The organism is Gemmatimonadota bacterium (assembly GCA_016713785.1).
GTDB lineage: Bacteria > Gemmatimonadota > Gemmatimonadetes > Gemmatimonadales > GWC2-71-9 > JADJOM01.
The window spans coordinates 1,154,200-1,175,343 of the sequence record JADJOM010000003.1; the positions used below are offsets into that span (position 1 = coordinate 1,154,200).

General features: G+C 73.5%; 19 protein-coding genes, 1 tRNA gene and 1 pseudogene. 11 read left to right on the forward strand and 10 right to left on the reverse strand.

Annotated elements, in window-relative coordinates:
• Positions 1–20: 20 nt before the first annotated feature.
• The 5 genes from IPJ95_13200 to trxA form a co-directional block, all read right to left on the reverse strand.
• A complete protein-coding gene (locus IPJ95_13200; GenBank protein MBK7924561.1) occupies positions 21–1,769 on the reverse strand; it encodes a hypothetical protein in 1,749 nt (582 codons plus the stop codon).
• Positions 1,766–5,077 (reverse strand): hypothetical protein, encoded by a 3,312-nt coding sequence (locus IPJ95_13205; GenBank protein ID MBK7924562.1) that lies wholly within the window; start codon positions 5,075–5,077, stop codon positions 1,766–1,768. The genes IPJ95_13200 and IPJ95_13205 overlap by 4 nt, the downstream gene beginning before the upstream one ends.
• Positions 5,074–5,763, reverse strand: a complete 690-nt coding sequence (locus IPJ95_13210) for a DUF4159 domain-containing protein (protein ID MBK7924563.1) — start codon at positions 5,761–5,763, stop codon at positions 5,074–5,076. The genes IPJ95_13205 and IPJ95_13210 overlap by 4 nt, the downstream gene beginning before the upstream one ends.
• Positions 5,760–6,599: a 16S rRNA (cytidine(1402)-2'-O)-methyltransferase gene (gene rsmI / locus IPJ95_13215; protein MBK7924564.1), complete on the reverse strand. Its 840-nt coding sequence runs from the start codon at positions 6,597–6,599 to the stop codon at positions 5,760–5,762. Before rsmI ends, IPJ95_13210 begins: the two co-directional genes overlap by 4 nt.
• A gap of 111 nt (positions 6,600–6,710) precedes the next feature.
• On the reverse strand, positions 6,711–7,049 hold the full coding sequence (trxA, locus tag IPJ95_13220; GenBank protein MBK7924565.1) for a thioredoxin: 339 nt from the start codon (positions 7,047–7,049) through the stop codon (positions 6,711–6,713).
• Positions 7,050–7,160: 111 nt separating this feature from the next.
• Between trxA and mce the strand changes: the two genes are divergently transcribed.
• The gene (mce, locus tag IPJ95_13225; GenBank protein ID MBK7924566.1) at positions 7,161–7,556 is read left to right on the forward strand and encodes a methylmalonyl-CoA epimerase; all 396 of its coding nucleotides are present in this window, start codon (positions 7,161–7,163) and stop codon (positions 7,554–7,556) included.
• Positions 7,557–7,560: 4 nt separating this feature from the next.
• Here the strand turns inward: mce and IPJ95_13230 are convergent, their stop codons facing one another.
• Positions 7,561–8,040, reverse strand: coding sequence for a hypothetical protein (locus tag IPJ95_13230; GenBank protein MBK7924567.1), 480 nt, complete (start codon positions 8,038–8,040; stop codon positions 7,561–7,563).
• 61 nt (positions 8,041–8,101) lie between these two features.
• On the opposite strand from IPJ95_13230, the pseudogene IPJ95_13235 reads away from it, so the two are divergent.
• The 10 genes and pseudogenes from IPJ95_13235 to ychF all read left to right on the forward strand — a co-directional run bounded on the left by IPJ95_13235 (position 8,102) and on the right by ychF (position 18,224).
• A pseudogene (locus tag IPJ95_13235) lies at positions 8,102–8,834 on the forward strand (pyridoxine 5'-phosphate synthase).
• Positions 8,835–8,868: 34 nt separating this feature from the next.
• A complete protein-coding gene (locus IPJ95_13240) occupies positions 8,869–10,683 on the forward strand; it encodes an Hpt domain-containing protein (GenBank protein ID MBK7924568.1) in 1,815 nt (604 codons plus the stop codon).
• A 4-nt stretch (positions 10,684–10,687) separates the two neighbouring features.
• Positions 10,688–11,707 carry a flippase-like domain-containing protein gene (locus IPJ95_13245; protein MBK7924569.1) on the forward strand — a complete coding sequence of 340 codons (1,020 nt, stop codon included), beginning with the start codon at positions 10,688–10,690 and terminating at the stop codon, positions 11,705–11,707.
• A complete protein-coding gene (gene ispE, locus IPJ95_13250; GenBank protein ID MBK7924570.1) occupies positions 11,704–12,594 on the forward strand; it encodes a 4-(cytidine 5'-diphospho)-2-C-methyl-D-erythritol kinase in 891 nt (296 codons plus the stop codon). The genes IPJ95_13245 and ispE overlap by 4 nt, the downstream gene beginning before the upstream one ends.
• Positions 12,595–12,658: 64 nt before the next feature.
• Positions 12,659–12,729, forward strand: a tRNA-Gln gene (locus IPJ95_13255).
• 54 nt (positions 12,730–12,783) lie between these two features.
• Entirely contained in the window at positions 12,784–13,734 is a 951-nt protein-coding gene (locus IPJ95_13260) for a ribose-phosphate pyrophosphokinase (protein ID MBK7924571.1), read from the forward strand.
• A gap of 54 nt (positions 13,735–13,788) precedes the next feature.
• Entirely contained in the window at positions 13,789–14,448 is a 660-nt protein-coding gene (locus IPJ95_13265) for a 50S ribosomal protein L25 (protein MBK7924572.1), read from the forward strand.
• A gap of 3 nt (positions 14,449–14,451) precedes the next feature.
• A complete protein-coding gene (locus IPJ95_13270; GenBank protein MBK7924573.1) occupies positions 14,452–15,021 on the forward strand; it encodes an aminoacyl-tRNA hydrolase in 570 nt (189 codons plus the stop codon).
• A 31-nt stretch (positions 15,022–15,052) separates the two neighbouring features.
• On the forward strand, positions 15,053–17,125 hold the full coding sequence (locus IPJ95_13275) for a sodium-translocating pyrophosphatase (GenBank protein ID MBK7924574.1): 2,073 nt from the start codon (positions 15,053–15,055) through the stop codon (positions 17,123–17,125).
• Position 17,126: 1 nt separating this feature from the next.
• The gene (gene ychF, locus IPJ95_13280; GenBank protein ID MBK7924575.1) at positions 17,127–18,224 is read left to right on the forward strand and encodes a redox-regulated ATPase YchF; all 1,098 of its coding nucleotides are present in this window, start codon (positions 17,127–17,129) and stop codon (positions 18,222–18,224) included.
• A 44-nt stretch (positions 18,225–18,268) separates the two neighbouring features.
• Here the strand turns inward: ychF and IPJ95_13285 are convergent, their stop codons facing one another.
• The 4 genes from IPJ95_13285 to IPJ95_13300 all read right to left on the reverse strand — a co-directional run bounded on the left by IPJ95_13285 (position 18,269) and on the right by IPJ95_13300 (position 21,101).
• A complete protein-coding gene (locus tag IPJ95_13285; GenBank protein MBK7924576.1) occupies positions 18,269–18,919 on the reverse strand; it encodes a hypothetical protein in 651 nt (216 codons plus the stop codon).
• Positions 18,920–18,949: 30 nt separating this feature from the next.
• The gene (locus tag IPJ95_13290; protein ID MBK7924577.1) at positions 18,950–19,312 is read right to left on the reverse strand and encodes a hypothetical protein; all 363 of its coding nucleotides are present in this window, start codon (positions 19,310–19,312) and stop codon (positions 18,950–18,952) included.
• A 74-nt stretch (positions 19,313–19,386) separates the two neighbouring features.
• Positions 19,387–20,343, reverse strand: a complete 957-nt coding sequence (locus IPJ95_13295; GenBank protein ID MBK7924578.1) for a serine/threonine protein kinase — start codon at positions 20,341–20,343, stop codon at positions 19,387–19,389.
• Positions 20,340–21,101: a sigma-70 family RNA polymerase sigma factor gene (locus IPJ95_13300; GenBank protein MBK7924579.1), complete on the reverse strand. Its 762-nt coding sequence runs from the start codon at positions 21,099–21,101 to the stop codon at positions 20,340–20,342. Before IPJ95_13300 ends, IPJ95_13295 begins: the two co-directional genes overlap by 4 nt.
• Positions 21,102–21,144 lie beyond the last annotated feature (43 nt).

Genomic DNA, 21,144 nt, shown 5'->3' on the forward strand with positions numbered 1-21,144 from the left:
GCCGACGAAGTGCCGCCGCCTCATGTGCGGGGCACCGCGTTGCGCGCCTGGTCGAGCAGCCGGCGCCCCTGCGGCAGCAGCGCGCTCCCCGGGTACTCCAGGATCATCTGCTCCAGCGCGGCCACCGCCTCCGGGCCGCGGTCGCCCGCCAGGTACAGCCGCCCCAGCTCGAGCAGCGCGGCGGCGGCGGTGCCCGGCACGTCCTTGACCACCGCCTGCTGCAGCACCCGTTCCGCCTCCGCCGGCTGACGCGCCCCGGCGTACAGCCGACCGGCGAACAACCGGAGGTCGGCGCGGCCGCCATCGGGAGGGAGGTCGGCCGCGACGCGCTCGATGGCCCGCGCGGCCGCGGCGCTGTCGCCCGCGTCGAGGAGCCGCAGCGCGGCGCCGAACACCGGGAGGGTGTCCACCGCGATGGGCTGGATCAGCGCCAGCAGCGCCGAGCGCTCGGTGGACTCGCCACGACTCCCCGCAAAGGGGCCCGCAGCCTTCCAGCGGTCGGCCGCGCCCTTGAGGTCGCCGGCGTAGAGGCGGAAGCGGCCGGTGAGCGCGAGCGCCTCGACGCTGCTGTCGGCCACCAGCATCGCCTCGCCCCGCGCTACGTCGCCGGCACGGGCCCAGCCGGCGGCCACGGCGCGCCGCAGCCGCAGGTACTCGTCCACCGCGAGCGCGCCCCGGTACCGGTCGAGCTGCGCGCTCGCTTCCGCCGTGCTGCCCTCCAGCACCAGCAGGTCGATCAGCGTGGCAGTGGCGCCGGCCGCCACCGGCGCGCCGCTCGAGGAATCCCCCGCGATCTGGGTGAGCATCCGGCGGGCCGCCGGGCGCTCGCCGGCGTCGGCGTAGGCCCGGGCGGCCTCCAGGCGATAGCGGGCCCGCTGCGGCGCGTTCACCCACCGGTTGGCGAGCTCCTCCAGGGTCCGCGCCTGCGCCTTGAGGTACGGCGCGGTGGACTCGAGCCGCACCAGCTCGAGGAAGGTCTGCAGCAGGTCCACCTGCTTGGGCAGCGGGCCGGTGAGCAGCGCGGTCAGCGCCTCGTAGGCGCCGAGCGGATCGCCCCAGCGTGCCCGCAGGTCCACGCTCATCCGGGCGGCATCGGGCCCCGTCTCCCGGCCCAGCGCCGCCAGGATGTCGGGGCGGGCGCGGGCCGGCGCCTGCCCCAGGCCGGTGGTCGCGGAGGAGCGGTAGCCCGGCAGCTGCCGGACCGCGCGCAGCCACTCCCGCACGGCCGCCGGCCAGTCCTCCTCGGCGGTCGCCAGCTGGGCCAACTCGGCGGCCAGCGCGTCCGGCTCGCCGAGTCGCTCCCGCGCCAGCTGGAACGCCCGGCGCGCCGTGGCCCGGTCGCGCCGCTGCAGCGCCACGGAGGCCCATTCACGGTAGGGCGTCTCGTCCCCCGGCGCGGCCTTGCTCCACGCGTCCACCAGGCGCGGCAGGCTGTCCATCAGGTTGAGGGCCGCATAGGCCCGGAGCCCCACGCCGTACACCGGCACCGAACCCGGCGCCGCCGCCAGCGCCGCCCGCACGGCCGGGAGCAGCTCCGCGGCACGGTTGAGCGGCGTCAGCGCGCGCTCCAGCCCGAGCAGGGCGGTGACCTCCCCCGGCTGGTCCCGGAGCACGGTCCGATAGATCTCCGCGGCCTGGGCGTAGCTGCCCCGCCGTTCGAGGTCAAACGCCCGGGACAGCGGATCCTGCGCCGTGAGCCCCGCCCCCCCGGCGAGCAGCGGGAGGAGCGCGCCCAGCAGGGCACCGATGCCCGACGCGCGGGCCGTCATCGCGGGGGCCGCCCGGCGGGCGTCCGGGGTGCCGGCTCGGGCGACTCGGCCAGGCGACGGAAGTACTCCACCACCCGCCGCCGTTCGTCCGGCGAGAGCGCCTGCAGTTCCTCCCACGTGGGGACCCGGAGCGCCGACTCGTCGGCGGAGAGCCGGCGCCGCAGCGCCGGCGGCAGGCGCATGGAGTCGCCGCTCGCCGTGGTGCTCTGCCGCTCCTGCTTCTCGTCCTCCTGCTGCCCCTGCAGGGTGCGGCCGGCGTCGAGCATGCGGCGGAACAGCCGCTCCTGGCGCTCGACCGTCTGCCGGTCGAGGCGCCCCGCCTCGAGGGCCCGCGCGAGGTCCTTCGCCTCCTGCGACATCTCGGCCGCTCCGGGGATCTGGCCGCCCGCGCGCATCCGCTCCAGCCGTTCGGCCATGGCGCGCTGCCGGGCGCCGAGGGCGCGAAGCTGCTCCTGCATCTGGCTGCCACCCTGCCCCATCATGGGCAGCATGCCGCCGGCCTGCTGGCCCATCTGGCCCTGCTGCTGCGCCATCTGGCTCATCTGCTGCATCGCTTCCTGCAGGCCGGACCCGGAGCCGGCGCCCTCCACCGAGCCGCGACTGCGGAGCAGGCTGTGCGCCGCCGAGTTGAGCGCGTCCACCGCCTCCCCGGCGCGGCGGCCGGCCTCGCGCGGGTTGGGGGCGGCGGTAGCCAGGGCCTCGCGCGCGCTCTGCATGTTGTCCCGCCCCGCGGCGAGCGCCACGCTGGTCTGCTGCCCCACCAGCGCATTCTTGCCGCTGACCTCCTTCATCTGCTCCAGCAGCCGCTCGACGCCCTCCTCGATGGCGCCCTGCTCCGCCCGAACCGACGGCGTGGCCTCACCCCGCCGCAGGGCCTCGGTGACGGCCAGCTGCCGTTCCGCGAGCCGGCTGGCGTCGGCCAGCGCCTGGTCGAGCGCCTGGACGATTTCCTCCCGCCACTGCTCCTGCATCTGCTGCCGCTCCTGGTCGAGCTGCTCGCCCACCGGCTCGAGCTTCTGGGCCGCCTCGCGGCCCTGCTGCTGCGCCTGCGACTTCTGGCCCTTGCTCGCCGACTGCGCGGCCTGCCGCATCTGGTCGGCCGCCTGCTGGGCCTGCTCGGCTGCCTGCTCCACCCCTTCCTGCCGCTCCGCGTCCTGCTCACCGAGCTGCTGGGCCAGCTGCTGCAGCGCGCTGGCCAGGGAGTCCGCCTGCTGGGCCAGCGCCCGTTCCTCGCGGGCCGCGCGCGCGCTATCCTGCACCGGCACCTGGCTGGCCCACTGCTCCTGCTGTTGGGTGAGCTCCCGCGCCTCGGCCGACAGGTTGGCCATGTCGCCCTCGAGGGCGGCCCGCTTGAAGAGCTCGCGGCTCCGCTCCAGGGCCTCCCGCAGCTGCTGCTGCGCCTCCGCCAGCCGCTCCAGCGCCTCGCGGCTCCGCTCCGGGTCGAGGTCGCGCAGGGCCTGCTGCAGCTCCGCCAGCTGTTCGCGCAGCTCGGGCGTGATCGCCCGCTCCAGCTGGTCCTGGATCTCCTGCAGCCGCTGCTGCCAGGCGGGATCGTTGAGCCCAGCGGCCTCGGCGCTCTGCCGCAGCGCCTCGACCGCCTCACGCACCGATTCGGCCTCGCGCAGGAGCTGCTCCTGCGACTGGGCCACGCGCTCCGCGCGCTTGGCATTCTCGAAGCTGAGGGACTCGTCGGTCGACCCCGACTCGGCCCCGGCCTGCCGCGGCCGCTCCTGCGCCAGGTCCTCCGTCTGTCGCTCGAGCTGGCGGCTCGCCTCGGCGATGCTGTCGAGCCGGCGGCTCACCTGCTGGGAGGTCTCCCGGGTGGCCTCACGCACCTCGCTCAGGGTCGGCAGCCGGAGCACGTACTCCCGCGAGCGGGCCGCGTGGGGCGCCGGGGCGTTGTCGGTGGCGTGGACCACGAACCGGACCGTGTCACCCGGGAGCAGGCCGCGCTGGTTGAGGTCGAGCTCGAAGGGCAGGATGGCACGGTCGCGCACACCCTCGGGGAGTGCCACGACTTCGAGCCGCTCGGGATCCTCGAACCCGAGGCGGCTGATTCGCCGGCTCTCGACCGTGACACGGGTGAGCCCGTGGTCATCCTGCGCATCCACCACCAGTGGCACCCGGAGCGTGAGCGGGACGAGGGTATCGGCGCCCGGCACCGGCACCTCCACGCGGGGCGCGCTGTCCGGGACCACGACGATCGGGACCCGGATGGTGTCACCGGCCAGGGGGCGGCCCGAGGCGGGCTGCAGGGCGAGTTCCCAGGTCCGCCGCCCCGCTGGCGTGAAGCTGCCCTGGAACCGGCCCCCGTCCACGCGAAGCGGCAGGCTCACCGCATCCGCGCGCCACCCGGCCGCGGCGAGCGCCGAGGTGGCCTCGCCAATGGTCTCCAGCCGGGTGCCCTCGGGCAGGACCAGGGTATCACCGTCGGTCGGGACGGGCTCATCCTCCAGCCCGAGATAGCGTGGGTACCGCGCGGTCAGCGCGAGGGTGCCGAGGAACGCCGGCAGCCGGACCCGGACCGCGAGGGTGTCGGAGCTGCGACCGCCACTGGTGACCCGGACGAACAGGTCCTGCTCCAGCGGTCCGAGGCTGGTGGCGGCGCGGCCGGCGGAATCGAGCACCAGCCCCTGCCCGCGCCACGACTCCCCGGGCGTCCGCACCCAGAGGATCGCGCGCTCACGCCCGGGGGCCGCCACCGTCACCGCCACGGACTGGCCCCGGTCCACCTCGGCCACACTCAGGGAGAGCCGGAGCGGCGCCACCGTGGCGGTCCACGCCTCCACGGGGCGCCACAGCAGCGCCGGGCGGCCATGCGTGGGCCGCGCGCTGCCGAGCAGCAGCAGGCCGGCCACGAGGGCCCCGCCCCCGAGGAGCGCGGCCCGCCGGAACCGCTCGAGCACCGGCCGCAGCAGGTCCGGTCCGCGCGCCCCGACCGCCTGCGCCGCCTCGCCGTCTGCCAGGGCGAGCAGCGCCGCGCTGGTGCCGGCGGCGGCGGGCTCCAGGTGCGCACGCAGTGCGCCCTGACGGAACCCCGCCGCCTCGAGCCGCTCCGCCACCCACCCCGGCGACAGTCCGGCGAGCTGCCGCCGGGAGCGCAGCAGCACCGCCCCGGCCAGCGCCAGCACCACCCCCCACGTGGCGAGCACCCACCAGGGCTGGCCGAACCAGCCGAGCCGGGCCGCCCACGCGGCGGCGCCCAGCAGCACGCACGCGAGCCCGAGGCCGCCCCCGGCCCACGACGCCAGCGCCAGCCGGCGGAAGCCGGACAGCAGGGCCTGCAGCCGCTGACCCGTCAGGCTCACGGTGCCCCTCCCGCGTACCCGACGGCGTACGCGAACAGGTTCACGCCCATGCGCAGCGCCGCCTCATGCGTCTCCGGCGGATCGCGATGCACCTCCGGGTCCTCCCAGCCGTCCCCGAGGTCGCTCTGGTAGTCGTAGAACACCGCCAGCCGTCCCTCCAGGAAGAGCCCGAGGCCCCGGGCCGGCTTGCCGTCGTGCTCGTGGATCTTGGGGAGCCCCTGCGGGAAGTCGTAGACGAGGTGGTAGACCGGATGGGTCAGCGGCACCTCCTCGAGCGCGTGATCCGGGAACAGCCGGGTCATCTCGCGGCGGAACGACTCATCCAGGCCGTAGTTGTCACTGGCATGCAGGAACCCGCCCGCCAGCAGCCAGCGACGCAGGATGGCGACCTCCTGGTCGCTGAAGCGGATGTTGCCATGGCCGGTCAGGTGGATGTACCCGACGTTCCAGATCTCGTCATCGACCAGGCGCACCACCTTTTCACGCGGACTCACCCGGAGCACGGTGCGCCGGGCGATCGCCTCGAGCAGGTTGGGCAGCGCCGACGGATTGGCGTACCAGTCGCCCCCGCCGTCGTAGTGCAGCCGCCCGATGGTCATGGTCCCCGCAACCGGCCCCGCCGTCTGCGCCGCGGTGGGGGCAGCAGCCAGCAGCAGCGCAAGGAGGATCCCGCGACCCGGGGTCATGGCAGCGACGTCACAATCCGGTACGCCTCGTTGCGGGGAATGCCCAACTCCTGGACCAGGTGGTGCACGGTGTCCTTGCGGGAGAGCCCCGTCGCCAGCAGGCGGGCGGCATGCTCGCCGGCGTCGGCGAGGTCTTCCGCGGGAGACGCGCCTTCCGGCCGCCCGGCCACAACGACCGTGATCTCGCCACGCGGCTCCGTGGCCTCGTAGTACGCGGCAAGCTCGGCCACGGTTCCGGCCCGGAACTCCTCAAACAGCTTGGTGAGCTCGCGGGCGACCACCGCCTGGCGGTCGGCGCCCGCCACCCTGGAGAGATCCGCGAGCAGCTCGGCGAGTCGCGGCGGGGCCTCGTAGAAGACCACGGTCCACGGACAGGTTGCCGCCTGCTGCAGCAGGCGCTCGCGGTCCTTGCCCTTGCGCGGGATGAACCCCAGGAACAGGTACCGGTCAGCGGAGAGGCCCGACGCCGACAGCGCGGTGGTCACGGCACTCGGCCCGGGGATCGGCACCACCCGGACCCCCGCCGCGCGGACCGCCTCCACCAGCGATTCGCCCGGATCGGACACGCCGGGGGTGCCGGCATCGGTCACCAGTGCCACGTCCCGCCCATCGGCCAGGATCTCGAGCAGGGACTCGCGCCGTCGCTCCGGGGAGTGGGCGTGGAAGCTGAGTACCTTGGGATGGGCGTCGAGGTGGCTGAGCAGCCCCCGGATCCGCCGGGTATCCTCCGCCGCCACCACCGGCACGGTCCGCAGCGTGGCTTCGGCGCGGTGGCTCAGGTCGCCGAGGTTGCCGAGCGGCGTGGCGACGACATAGAGGGTGGCGGGCTCGGGCATGCCGGAATCTAGGGGCTTGGGGGAGGAACGGGGGACCGGAAAACCGCGCGGGGGAAGCAGCGCCCGTGGCGCCCTTCCCCCGTCAGTCGTTCCGGCGCGCCCGACGGGCGGTCAGCCGAGGTGCTGCTCGATCTTGCCCTGCAGGATGGTCTTGATCCGGGGATCGGCGCCCACCACGGTATCCACGTGCTTCCCGTCCTTGAAGAACATGATCGTCGGGATCGAGCGGACGTTGAACTTCACCGCCGTCTCCTGGTTGGCGTCGGTGTCGAGCTTGGCCACCTTGAGCTTGCCCACGTACTGCTCGGCGAGCTGGTCCACCACCGGCGCGATGGCCTGGCAGGGGCCGCACCACACGGCCCAGAAGTCCACCAGCGCGAGTCCCTGCATCTGCTGGATCTCGGTGGCGAAGTTGGCGTCGGTCACGTTCACGATGTTCGCGCTGGCCATGCGTTCCCGGTCCTTTCACGTTACTTTGCCGGCGACAGCCCGGCGCCGTCGCCCTCGACACATCACGGCGCGGTGCGCCGTCCTTCCGGCCCCTATCGCCGCCTGGTGCCCATGCCATCCGCTCCCCGCATCGCCCATCTCGGGGTGGCCGTCGAGAGTATCGAGGCCGCCCTCGCGTTCTACCGCGACGTCCTGGGCCTGACCCCCGGTCCCCCGGAGGAGGCCGATGGCGCCCGGATCGTCTCCCTGCCCTTCGGCGATTCCGCCGTGGAGCTGCTCGAGCCCCGCGCCCCCGACAGCCCGATCGCGAAGTTCCTGGCCAGGCGCGGGCCGGGGATTCACCACGTCTGCTACCGCGTCCCCGACCTCGAGGCCGCCCTGGCCGCCTGTCGCGCCGCCGGCTACCGGCTGGTGGACGAGGTGCCCCGCACGGGCGCCGGCGGGCATCGCATCGCGTTCGTCCACCCCAAGGCCACGGCCGGCATCCTGATCGAACTGACCGAGTAGCGCCTCAGGGCGAGGCCTGCGCCGGCGTGCAGGCGCGTCCCGGGCTGCCCACCTGGTTCAGGTCGATCGCCACCACGATCCAGCCATGCTTCCCCGCCGGGAGGACCGTGAACGGCACCTGCTTGGTGCACTGCTTGCCGTCCGAGTCGGTCCGCTCGAACTCCACCAGCACCGCGCGCCGGTCGTTCTGCGTGGGGACCATGTCGGTCCGGACCAGGCGGAAGGGCGAGCGGCGAAGGAACGCCTGCGCGACGACCAGGCGGTCCCGGTAGTCGGCCGGCTGCCCCGTAATCGCCGCGGGGCCCTTGGAAGTTCCCCAGAACCGGGCCATCCGGGTGATATTGCTGTCGGCCACGGCCTGCATGAAGTTCCGCACCGCGGCTTCTGGAACAGTGGCGGACTCATCCGGCGCCGCCCCGGTGGCGGCACCGCCGCCACACCCGAGCACCACGCACAGCAGACCCAGCATCAGTCGTCGGGACACGCCGTCCTCCACGGAGCGGGATGCGAAGTGCGCAACATAAACGCGGCCTCTGGAGCGGGCAATGACGCGCATGCGGCTGTACGTCAACATTGATCACGTGGCCACCGTGCGGCAGGCACGCCGCACGGACGAACCCGATCCGGTGGAGGCCGCGCTGCTCGCGGAGGCCAACGGCGCCGACGGCATCACGGCGCACCTGCGCGAGGACCGGCGGCACATCCAGGACCACGACATCGAGCGGCTCGCCGCCACCGTGCGCACGCTGCTCAACCTCGAGCTCGCCCTGAGCGAGGAGATCGTGGCGCTGGCCTGCCGCCTCCGCCCCTTCCAGGCCACCCTGGTGCCGGAGCGGCGCGAGGAGGTCACCACCGAGGGCGGGCTCAACCTCGCCGCCGATCCGGAGCGCCTCGCCGCCGTGATCGCGCGGCTGGGCGCCGTGGGCGTCCGGGTGAGCCTGTTCATCGACCCTACGCTGGAGAGCGTGGAACGGGCCCGCGCCCTCGGCGTCCCCGCCGTCGAGCTGCACACCGGACGCTATGCGCACCACTGGCAGGAGGGCGGTGCGGCCCTCGCCGGAGCTTGCCGCGGCGACCCGCCGCGGCCGGGAGCTGGGCCTGGCGGTCCACGCCGGCCACGGGCTCACATATAGGAATGTGACGCCCGTCGCCGCGCTGCCCGAGCTCGAAGAGCTGAATATCGGGCACAGCATCGTGAGCCGGGCCATGGCCACCGGGATCGGGGCGGCCACCCTGGAGATGCGCCGGCTGATCGACGCGGCCCGGGCCACGATTTGACCCGGCCCCCGTCCTCTCCTACACTAAAGGCCACATGAATCAGCCGCTCGGACTGGACGACTTCTTCGTACTCGAGGCCGGGGAGTACCTCGGGCGCCTCGGCACGCTCGCGGCCAGCGCGGCCCCACCGAGCGGCGAGGAACTCGTCCGCTTCACCCGCGCCCTGCGCGGCAGTGCGCTCATGGCCAACCAGCCGGCGATCGCGCGGGCGGCCAACGCGCTCGAACACCTGCTCCGGGGCTATCGGGACGGCCGGCTGGAGTGGACCGCCGAGCTGCCCGCCCGCACCCGCGAGGCGGTGGACGTGCTCCGCACCCTGGTGGAGCGGGTCCGTACCTGGACCCCGGACGATGCCGCCCGGGCCGAGCGCCTGGCGCTCGAGCTCGAGCAGGTCTCGGGGGGCGGCAGCGCCCGCCCCGCCCCACCGCCGGGCGCCCAGTCCGACGCCGGGGTGCGGGCCTTCCTGGCGCGCGAGTCCGCGGCGCTCGGCAGCGCGCTCGACCAGACCGCCAGGAGCCTCGCGACCGGAACGACCTCGGAGGAGGTGCTGGCCGCGCTGGTGCGGCGGCTGCTTCCCCTCCGGGGGCTGGCCGCGCTGACGGACTTCCCGCCGCTGCCGGACCTGCTCGACGGCATCGAGCGCACCGCGGTGAGCCTGAGCCGGCTCGAGCTCCCGCCCCACGCCGGCGCCGAACGCCTGGCGGCGGCCGCCGACGCGCTGGTGCGCGCGGCGCGCGAGATCGCCGACCGCGGGCGGCCTGACCCGCACGGTCAGGAGTTCCAGCGCTTCGCCGGCCTGCTGCTGCACCCCACCGCCGATGCGGACAGCGCCCCGGTCGTCGACATCGAATCGCTCTACTTTGCCGGGGAGGATGGTCTGGTGAAGCGCGGGCTGGCGCCGCGGCCGGAACCCCGCCAGCCGCTGGCCGCCGCCGCGGTGGTGAGCCGCGGCGAGCACCTCGTGCAGGCCGCCGACGAGCTGGCCGAGGCGTCGTCGACCGCCCAGCGAGACCTGCGCCTCCACGTGCTGCTCCAGGACCTCCGCACCCTCGCGGCCGGCCTGCCGTCCGTGCTCGACGTGAGCGTGGAGGCGTTCGCGGCGGCCGCCCGCTCCGCGATCCTCCGTGGCGCCGCCGCGTCCGAGGCGCTGCGCTTCGCCGACTGTATCCGGGATGCCGGCACGCGGCTCCGGGGGTACACCGAGATCACCCAGCCGGCCACGCTCGCCGCGGGCTTCGAACCGCTGGTGACTCGCCTCGAGCGGCTGGGCAGCGCTGTGGCCCCGCCGCCGGCCATCGCGGCCGTGGAGCGGGAGTCCCTCGCGATCCCGCATGCGGTCGCGCCACCCGAGGTCCCGGCGGAGCCGGCGGTGGTGCCCATCGAGTCCCTCGCGCCCGACCCCGAGCCGGCGCCGGAGCCGGTCGATCCGTACGCGCACCTGCCGATCGTGCCGATCGAGTCGCTGGCACCGGACGAGGAGCCGGTGGCCGTGGCGGCGCCGCTCGTGGCGCCCCCCCCCGTCCTCGCCGCGGCGCCGGTGCCGCTCCCGGGCGACGACGGCTGGGACATCGCCGCCAGCTTTGCCCGATACGAGTCCCTGGTGGCCGGCGTCTCCGCCGCGCCGGTCGTCACGCCGGCCCTCGCGGCGGCGGGCGCCTCCGCCGTCACCCCGGCCGACACCGTGGTGGAGATCGGCGAGCTGCTGTACCACGGCCGCGCCGCGCTCGAGCGGGCCGAGGAGCTCCGCCGCGAGCTGCGCGCCCTGAATGCCCGTGCCCCCGCCCTCGCCACCCTCCAGCCCCTCGTGGATGAACTGCTCGACCTGGTCGAGCTTGCCATCGCAGACTGATCCCTTGACCGCACCCGCTCCCGCTCGTCGCACCCCGGTCTGGCAGATCCTGGCCGGGGTCGCCATCTCGGCCGTCCTGCTCTACGTCTCGCTGCGCGGCATCCACTTCGCCGAGGTCCTGGCGCACGTCCGCACCGCCCGGCTGGCGCCGATGCTGCTGGCCGTCGTGCTGGCCACCATCCCGTTCGTGGTGCGCATCTTCCGCTGGCGGATCCTGCTGCGGGGCGATGATGGCCGCACCCTGGGCATCGCGCCGCTGTGGCACGCGATCGCCATGGGCTTCATGGCCAACAACGTGCTCCCGCTCCGCATGGGCGAGGTGGTCCGGACCTTCGCAGCGAGCCAGCTCACCCAGACCCGCTTCACCTCGGTGCTGGCGTCGATCGCCGTGGAACGGCTGTTCGACGCCCTGACCGTGGTCACCCTCCTCGCGATCGGCCTGCTGACGGTGACGCTGCCGGAGAGCGCCGTGGCCGGGTTCGGCATCGGGCGGATCGTGACCGTGGCCGGCATCGCGGCCGTCGGAGGCCTGGTGGCCGGGGCCCTGGTGGTGGCCTTCCCGCTGGCAGCAGAGCGACTGGTGCGGCGCCTCGTGCCCGGGGAGAAGCTGGCGCACCGGCTGGTGGCCGTGATCGAGGGCGTCCGGCACGGCCTGTCGGTGCTCAGCTCACCGGGCCGCATCCTGGGCGCGGCGTTCTGGTCGCTCGGCGTGTGGGGGCTGTCCGCGCTCTCCTTCTACGTGATGTTCGCCGCCTTCGGCATCGAGGTGGACTTCTCGGGCGCGCTGCTGATGCAGGGACTGATCATGTTCGGGATCGCGCTGCCCTCGACGCCGGGCTACGTGGGCGCGTTCGAGCTGCCGATCATCGCGGTGCTGGCGTTGTACGGCGTGGACAAGAGCCTGGCGGCCGCCTACGCCCTGACCTATCACGTGCTGACCTTCCTGCCCATCACGCTGCTCGGCGCCTGGTCGGTGGCGCGCACCAACCTCGGACTGGCCGCGCTCCGCCGCCCCCCGGCATGACCACCTCGGTGACCCTGGCGGCGCACGCCAAGGTGAACCTCTTCCTCCGGGTGCTGGCCCGCGAGGACTCCGGGTACCACGGCCTCGAGACGCTGTTCTGCCTGGTGTCGCTGGCGGACCGGCTGCATGCGGAGCGCCGCGACGGGCACGCGATCACTCTGGACGTGCAGGGCGCGGAGTGCGGGCCGCCGGAGCAGAACCTGGCGGTGCGCGCGGCCGACCTGGTGCTGGCCGCCACCGGACGGCGGTTCGGGGTGCACCTGACCCTCGAGAAGGCGATCCCGGTCCAGGGCGGCCTGGGCGGGGGCTCGAGCGACGCCGCGGCGGCCCTGCTTGCCGTCAATGCGCTCGCCGCGCACGCCGTCCCGCGGCATGAGTTGCTGCAGTTCGCCGCCCGGCTGGGCAGCGATGTTCCCTTCTTTGTGGCCGGTGGGCCGCTCGCCCTGGCCTGGGGCCACGGCGAGCGGATGCTGCGGCTGCCACCCCTCCCCAGCGCGCCGGCGCTGCTGCTGCAGCCGCCGGTGGGGGTGAGCACCCCCGACGCCTTTCGGCAGGTGGATGCCGCCCGCCACGGCGCGGGGGCGCGGGGCGCCGTGGCGCTCGACCTTGAGGCCCTGCAGGGCTGGGGCAGCATCGGCCGGCTGGCGGGCAATGACTTCGAGTTTGCGCTGTTCGGGCGCGTCCCGGAGCTCCGGCAGGCCTTCGAGGCGCTCGCCGGCACGCATCCCCTGCTGTGCCGCATGAGCGGGTCCGGGTCCACCCTGTTCGCCGTCTACCGCACCGCCCAGGACCGGGACGAGGCCCGGCAGCAGCTCCCGCCCCGGTTGGGCCGCGTCATCCCGGTGGAGACACTGGCCGGCCTCCCCGCCCCCCCGGACACCGCCTAGGTCCTGACCCGGCTTGGGCTTCGCGGTGGCCGGGGACCGGCGCTGGCGCTACTTTTCGGGGCGCTGGCCCCTCGTCCAACGGCAGGACAGCGGACTTTGGATCCGCGAATGGTGGTTCGAATCCACCGGGGCCAATCCCTGCCAGTTGACCTAAGCCCAACCCCCCAGCTATTTTGGGCGGCTCGGGCCATGAGTGAATTTCTCTCGCGCAGTCAGATGCTCCTCCTCTCCGGAACGGCCAATCGGCCGCTCGCGGAAGAGGTCGCGTTCCAGCTGGGGCAGCCGCTCTGTCAGGTCACGGTCAAGCGGTTCTCCGACGGCGAGCTGTTCGTCAAGATCGACGAGAACGTGCGGGGGCGGGATGTGTACATCATCCAGCCGACCAACCCGCCGGCGGAGCACCTGCTCGAACTGCTGCTCCTGACCGACGCGGCGCGGCGGGCGAGCGCGGCCCGGATCACGGCGGTGATCCCGTACTTCGGCTACGCCCGGCAGGACCGCAAGGACCAGCCCCGGGTGGCGATCAGCGCCAAGCTCATCGCCAACATGGTGCCGACGGCGGGCGCCGACCGGGTGCTGGCCATGGACTTCCACTCGCACCAGATGCAGGGGTTCTTCGACCTGCCGGTGGATCACCTGTACGCGGCGCCGGTCTTCGTGAACCACTACCGGCAGAAGTCGCTGCGGGAGCTGGTGGTGGTGGCATCGGACGTGGGCGGGGCCAAGATGGCGCGCGGGTTCGCGAAGCGGCTGAACGCCAGCCTCGCGATCATCGACAAGCGCCGGCCCTCCGCCAACGTGGCCGAGGTGGCGAACGTGGTCGGTGACGTGGCCGGGAAGGACGTGATCATCCCGGACGACATGATCGACACCGGCGGCACGATGACCGAGGCCATCCATGCCGTGAAGCGGCTCGGGGCCCTGGACATCTACTGCTGCGCCACGCACGCCCTGCTCTCCGGGCCGGCGGTCGAGCGGCTGCAGAACAGCCCGGTGACGGAGGTGGCGGTGACCAACACCATCAACCTCCCGCCAGAACGGAAGTTCGGGAAGCTCAAGGTCCTCTCGATCGCCCCGCTGCTCGCAAAGGCGATCGGCTACACCCACAGCGACCAGTCGGTCAGCTCGCTGTTCGATTGATCAACATGGGGCGGCCCATCGGGGCCGCCCGCTCTGGTAACGAGGAAGGACACCATGGCCACCGCAGCTCTCACCGCCTCCCGCCGCACCGACACCGGCAAGGGCGTCGCCCGCAGCCTCCGTCGCGACGGCCGCATCCCGGCCGTCATCTACGGGCATAACCGCGCCCCCGAGGCCCTCGCGCTCGAGAGCGCGGCGTTCGGCCGGCTGCTGAGCGGCATCAGCGCCGGCAGCACCATCCTCGACGTGACCGTCGACGGCCAGGCCCCGGTGAAGGCGCTGATCCGCGAGATCCAGCGGCATCCCCTCCGCGCCACCGACATCCTGCACGTGGACCTCTACGAGGTCAGCGCCAACGAGAAGGTCACCCTCGAGGTGCCGGTGCACCTCGTCGGCACCTCCGACGGCGTGCGCAACTTCGGCGGCATCCTCGACCAGGTGCTGCACAAGCTGCAGATCCGGGTCTTCCCCGGCGACATCCCGGGCAGCATCGACGTCGACGTCACCACCCTCGGCATCGGCAAGTCGATCTTCGTCCGCGACGTGAAGCTGGCCAAGGGCGAGATCCTCAACGAGCCCACGCTGCCGGTCTGCTCCTGCGTGGCCCCGCGTACCGAGGAGACCACCGTGGCGCCCACCGCCGAGGCGCCGACCGAGCCGGAGCTCATCCGCAAGGCGAAGCCCGAGGAGGGCGAGGCCGCCGAGAAGGCCTAGCCCCTGCGCGCGATCATCGGCCTCGGCAACCCGGGCCCGGAGTACGAGACAACCCGGCACAACGCCGGGTTTCTCTTGGCCGATCACCTGGCCCGGCGCTGGTCGCTGGGACCGTTCCGGCGGGTGCCGGCGGCGCGCGAGGCCGCCGGGCGGGCCGGGGACCAGGATGTCCGGCTGCTCAAGCCGCAGACCTACATGAACCGGAGCGGGGCCGCGCTGGCCTCGCTTCGTTCGCTTCCGGGGTTCGACCCGGCCGCGGACCTGCTGGTACTGGTCGACGATTTCGCCCTGCCGCTGGGCCGGTTCCGGCTGCGCGGGGCCGGCTCGGCCGGGGGACACAACGGCCTCCGGAGCATCGAGGCGGAGCTCGGCCGTCAGGACTACGCCCGGCTGCGCATCGGCATCGGCCCGCTGCCACCCGGCCTGGGCGACACCGCCGGGTTCGTCCTCGCGCCGTTCGCGCCGGCGGAACGCGAGGCACTGGAGGCGCTGCTCGCGCCCATGGCCGAGGCGGTGGAGGTCTGGCTGGCCGAGGGGATCGAGATCGCCATGAACCGCTGCAACACCCGCTGACGCGCCACACACCCAGACCCGACATCGCCCCATGGCCCTGCCCCTGCCTTCCCTGATCGCCCTGCTGGCTGGCCTCCTCGGTCTCGGCGCCGCCACGCTCATCTACGCGGCGATTCGGCGCCAGCCCGCCGGCACCGCCGCCATGCAGGAGCTGGCCGGCCTCATCGAGACCGGCGCCATGGCCTTCCTGCGGCGCGAGTACACGGTGCTCCTGCCGTTCGTGGTGCTGGTGGCGGCGCTGCTGGGGTGGGCCGTCGGCGTATCGACGGCCCTGGCCTACGTCTTCGGGGGCGGCTGCTCCATCCTGGCGGGGCTCTTCGGCATGAAGGCCGCCACCAAGGCCAACGTGCGCACCTCGGAGGCCGCGCGCAGCAGCGGCCAGGCCCGGGCGCTGCGCATCGCCTTCGATGGCGGTTCGGTCATGGGGCTGGCCGTGGCCGCGCTCGGCCTGGTGGGAATCGGCGTGGTCTCGGCGCTGACCATCCCCGGCGGCGCCCTGCCCCCCGGCGACCAGCTCGAGGCGGGGTACCGCCGCTTCGCCGAGATCATCAGCGGCTTCGCCATGGGCGCCTCCAGCATCGCGCTCTTTGCCCGGGTGGGAGGCGGCATCTTCACCAAGGCAGCCGACGTCGGCGCCGACCTGGTGGGCAAGGTCGAGGCGGGGATCCCGGAGGACGATCCCCGGAACCCGGCCACCATCGCGGACAACGTCGGGGACAACGTCGGCGACGTGGCGGGCATGGGCGCCGACATCTTCGAGAGCTACGTGGGCGCGGTCATCGCCGCCGTGGCCCTCGCCGCCACCAGCCCGGCGATCGCCGCCGGGTACCGCGCCAACGCCGTGGCCCTGCCCATCCTGTTCATCGTCCTCGGGCTCGGGGCCTCCCTGGTGGCCATCGCCGGCATGCGGCTCCTCGACCGCGGCAACCCGGCCACCGCCCTGCGGACCGTCACGCTGCTCGCCGCCGGGCTCTTCCTGGCCGGAGCCTGGGCGCTGTGCCGCGCCTTTCCGGTCGGGGCCGGGCCAGAGGCCGCAGCGGGCGCCTTCTGGGCGGTGCTGGCCGGCACGGTCGCCGGCATCGCCATCGGCATGGTCACGGAGTACTACACCAGCGCGGCCCCGGTCCGGCGGATCGCGGACGCCTCCACCACCGGGCCGGCCACCAACATCATCGCCGGGCTGGCGGTGGGCATGATGTCCACCCTGGTGCCGCTGCTGCTCATCTGCGCCGGGATCTATGTGTCGTTCTGGGCGGCGGGACTCTACGGGATCGCCATCGCTGCCGTGGGGATGCTGGCCACGGTCGGGGTGACCATGACGGTGGACGCCTACGGCCCGATCGCCGACAACGCCGGCGGCATCGCGGAGATGAGCCATCTTGGCCCCGAGGTGCGGCGGATCACCGACGGCCTCGACGCGCTGGGCAACACCACCGCGGCGATCGGCAAGGGCTTCGCCATCGGCTCCGCCGCGCTCACGGCGCTGGCCCTGTTCAGCGCCTACGCCACCGCGGTGTCCGCGGCGGGCGCGCCGCTGGTGCTCGACCTCGTCGACCCGATGGTGGTGATCGGCCTGTTCATTGGCGGCACCCTGCCGTTCGTCATCGGCGCCCTCACCATGACGGCGGTGGGCCGGGCCGCCGGCGGGATGGTGGAGGAGGTGCGCCGGCAGTTCCGCGAGATCGCGGGGCTGATGGAGGGCACCGCCCGGCCCGACAGTGCGCGCTGCGTGGACATCGCCACCCGGGCGGCGCTCCGCGAGATGATCCTCCCGGGCGTCACCGCGATCTTCGTCCCGGTCGCGATCGGCGCCCTCCTCGGCGTCCGCGCCCTCGGCGGACTGCTGGCGGGCGCCACCCTCTCGGGGGTGCTCCTGGCGCTCTTCATGGCCAACGCCGGCGGGGCCTGGGACAACGCCAAGAAGGCCATCGAGGGCGGGCTGCACGGCGGCAAGGGCTCCGACGCGCACAAGGCGGCCGTGGTCGGCGACACCGTCGGCGACCCGTTCAAGGACACGTCCGGCCCCGCCATGAACATCCTGATCAAGCTCATGACCATCGTCTCCCTCGTGCTCGCGCCCTGGTTCGCGCGGCTGGCGGGCTAACATGCTCAGACTCGGCATCGTCGGACTGCCCAACGTCGGCAAGTCCACCCTGTTCAACGCGCTCACCTCGGCGGGCGCGCTGGTCGCCAACTACCCCTTCGCCACCATCGAGCCGAACACCGGCGTGGTGACCGTGCCGGATCCGCGGCTCGACGCGCTCGCGAAGATCATCACGCCCCAGCGGGTGCTGCCGGCCACCGTCGAATTCGTGGACATCGCCGGCCTGGTCAAGGGCGCCAGCCAGGGCGAGGGCCTCGGCAACCAGTTCCTGGCCAACATCCGCGAAGTGGATGCGGTGGTGCACGTGATCCGCTGCTTCGCGGACGACGACGTACAGCACGTCATGGGCCCCGTGGACCCCGCCCGTGACCGGGAGGTCATCAACATCGAGCTGCAGCTCTCCGACCTGGCGTCGGTCGAGAAGCGGCTCGACAAGGCCGCCCGCGCCGCCAAGTCCGGCGATGCCCAGGCCAAGCTCGAGACCCGGCTCCTCACCGCGCTCAAGGATGCCCTGTCCGACGGCAAGCCGGCCCGCGTCGTGGTCCCCACGGAGGAGGAGCGGCCCACCTACCGGGCGTTCAACCTCCTCACCAGCAAGCCGGTACTGTACGCCGCCAACGTCCTCGAGTCCGAGCTCGCGGCGGGCAATGCCCACGTCGACGCGCTCAAGGCCGCGATCGCACGGGACGGCGAGGAGGCCGATCTGGTGATCTTCTCGGGCAAGGTCGAGGCCGAACTCGCCGAACTGCCGCCGGAGGACCGGGGCGAGTTCCTCGCCTCCCTCGGCGCCACCGAGTCGGGGCTCGACCGGCTGGCCCACGCGGCCTACCACCTGCTCGGCCTGCAGAGCTACTTCACCGCCGGCGAGAAGGAGGTCCGCGCCTGGACCATCCACCGCGGCGACAAGGCGCCCGCCGCCGCCGGCGTGATCCACACCGACTTCGAGAAGGGCTTCATCCGGGCGGAGACGGTGAGCTACGACGACTTCGTGCGGGTCGGCGGATGGAAACCGGCGCGGGAGCAGGGACTGGCCCGCGCCGAAGGCCGGGAGTACGTGGTGCAGGATGGCGACGTGATGCTCTTCCGCTTCAACACCTGACCGCTCGGCGGCTCGGCTGAGCCGCCGGGCGGTCGAGCCATCGGCTACTGCCCCCGTACCGGCGCCAGCCGCTGCGTGACCGTGAGCGTGCTGGCGTGCAGGTTCATCCCCCGGCCCACCCGGAATCCGAACTGGCCGTCGAGGCTCAGCCCCTCGAGCGGCAGGATCAGCGCGTCCAGCCCGTTGACCTTGAACACCGCTTCCTTCGGCGACACCGTGAGCCGCAGCAGGTTGCCCACCACCTCCTTGCCGTCGGTGGCGCGGACCGCGTCGGCGCGGCGCCACTCCGCGAGCATCCGGTCCGTGCCCCCCACCCGCTCCCAGGCCGCCACGCTACCATCCCCCCGGGCCACGAAGGCCACGTACCGGGCGCCCCCGCCCGCGAGGTCGCGGCCACCGACCATGAGGCCGTACTCCGCGGCGCTGCTGTTGGGGAAGTGGAAGTACTGCGACTCCAGGGTGTAGCTCCCCTCGGCAAAGTACCGTGGGTCGAAGAGCACCCCGCCGGGGCCCATCGTCATGTGCCAGCCGGGCGGCATCCGGACAAAGGCGAGGAGGGAGTCGGTGGGGCGGTCGGTGGTGGCCGTGAGCTGCACGGGTCCGTCCGTCTGCCACGCCCAGCCCGGGGGGGCCTGCCCCTCGAGGGTAGGCGCGACACAGGTGCCGAGGACGACGGCGAGAGCAAGCAGGCGCATCTGTTTGCCTTGGAGTCGGAGGGTGGAGGGTCAGGCGCGGGCGGGGGCCGTGCCGTACTTCTGGGTCGCGAACCCGACGATCAGCCCGACGATGGCCCCCGGGATCATGATCTCCCAGAAGTAGACGGCCCCGGTGTCAGGGTTCCGGCCGAGGGCGATGGGGAGCGCGATCAGCGCGCTGATCGCGCCACCGATCAGGATCCCGAGCGGCAGGTTGTTGAGCTTCCGGGCGATGGCCCCGATGAGCACACCGGCCACCAGCCCCTTGCCCGTGGAGCCGATGACGATCCCCATGATCTGGGGCGCCACCTCGGGCGCGGAGACCAGGGCGGTGAGCCCGTCGAGTGCTCCCAGGACCCCGCCGAGCACCAGGCCCAGCATCGGTTTGTTCATGTCATTGCTCCTGTGGTGAAGTGAGCCCGCGGTATGCGGTGCACCCTCTCATTACCCGTTTCCGGCCCGGGCCTTTAGCGGCCCCGCCAGAGCAGGAAGAGCAGCCGCATCGCCAGGTAGCTGAGCACCAGGATGATCGGGGTCTGGTACTTGAGATACCACCGGCCCAACCGCTCCGCCAGCGAGGCGCGATGGGCCAGCACCGGCGCGCCGTCCAGGTAGCGCGCCACATCGGCGGCCAGCTCCGCGGCGCTGGCATAGCGATCCGCCGGGGCCGGCGCGGTGGCGCGCCGGCAGACCGAGGCAAGGGGCCGCGGGGCGGCCGCGCCCGCCAGCCCGCGGAGGATGGCCCCCAGAGCCCAGACGTCGCTCCGGGCATCGACCTGCCCCACCGCGCCCTGGGCCTGCTCGGGGGCCATGAAGCCCGGGGTACCGAGCACGGTCCCGGCCGCCGTCTGTTCCGGCGCCAGCGCGCCCGGCGCAGGAGGCTCCGTGCCTCCGGCCGCGTCCACCTGCCCCAGCACCCGGGCGATCCCCCAATCGAGCACCAGCACCTCGCCGAACGACCCGACCATGATGTTGGACGGCTTGAGGTCACGATGGATGATGCCCTGCGCATGGGCGAACCCGACGGTTTCACACACCTGGAGGAAGACGCGGAGCACGGCGCTCAGCGGTCGGGAGGCCGCGAAGGCGTCCAGCCGTTCGCCGCGCACCAGCTTCATCACGTAGTAGACCCTGCCGTCGGCCAGCGTACCCGCGTCGTGCACCGGGACGATCCCGGGGTGCTCCAGCGCCGCCAGGATCCGCGCCTCGCGCGCGAGCCGGTCGGCGAGCGGCGCGTCCGCGAGTTCCGGGCGCAGCACCTTGAGCGCCACCGCACGGCCCAGGACACGGTCCTCTGCGCGGTAGACCAGCCCCATCCCGCCCTCACCGAGCAGCTCGGCGGGCTGGTACCGGTCGCCCGGCACCTCCGGTGCACTCAGGACCCGGCGGAGGTGGGCCAGGGCCGGGTCGGGGAGCTCCGTCACCCGGGATCGACCCCGAGCAGGGCGCGGGCCTCGGCGCGGAACTCGTCGTCCGAGCCGCAGAGCGCGCGCAATCGCTCGAGCACATGCCGCCGGAACTCCCGCCGGGCCCACGCCAGGTGATTGGTCACCTGGGTCTCCGGCAGGTCAAAGGTCCGGGCCAGCTCGCGATACGTCGGCCGCGCGCCCCCGTCGACGGCCCCGAGGTCGCACTGCTCGAACAGACGGAAGCGCACCTCCCGCGCGGTCCCGAGGCAGTCGCCGGCGAGGGCATCCACGGCCGCGCCAAAGAGGGCCCGGACCCATTCCCGGTGGAACAGCTCCTCGGCGGCGGCCTCCGACACCTGGCCCGCGGCCGCGAAGCGCTCCTCCGCACCGGCAAAGTCGAGCGCGAGCGGCTCCCGCCCGCCGCCCCGCTTCAGGCGCCGGGCGTCGCGGTGCATCCGCCCGGCAAAGCGGTCCAGGCACAGCCGGAGAAAGGTGCGGAACCGCGCCTGGGACGCATCGTACCCCTGGAGGAAGTCGCGTTCGAGGGCGCGGGCAAAGAACTCCTGGGTCAGGTCCTCCGCGTCCTGCGGCAGCTGGTGCCAGCGCCAGCGCAGGTGGAGGTAGACCGCGCGCCAGTACGCGGACACCAGCGCGTCGAACGCGACGCGCCGCACCTCGGGATCGGCGTCGGCGAGCGCGGCCACCACCGAGTAGCGCGTCGCGGGGAAGCCCCGGGGCCCGTCGTCGGGGCCGTGGGCGGCGCGCGCCATCATGCGCCGGGGGTCGGGATGCGGGAGTGGTCGTCCAAGGTTCGGG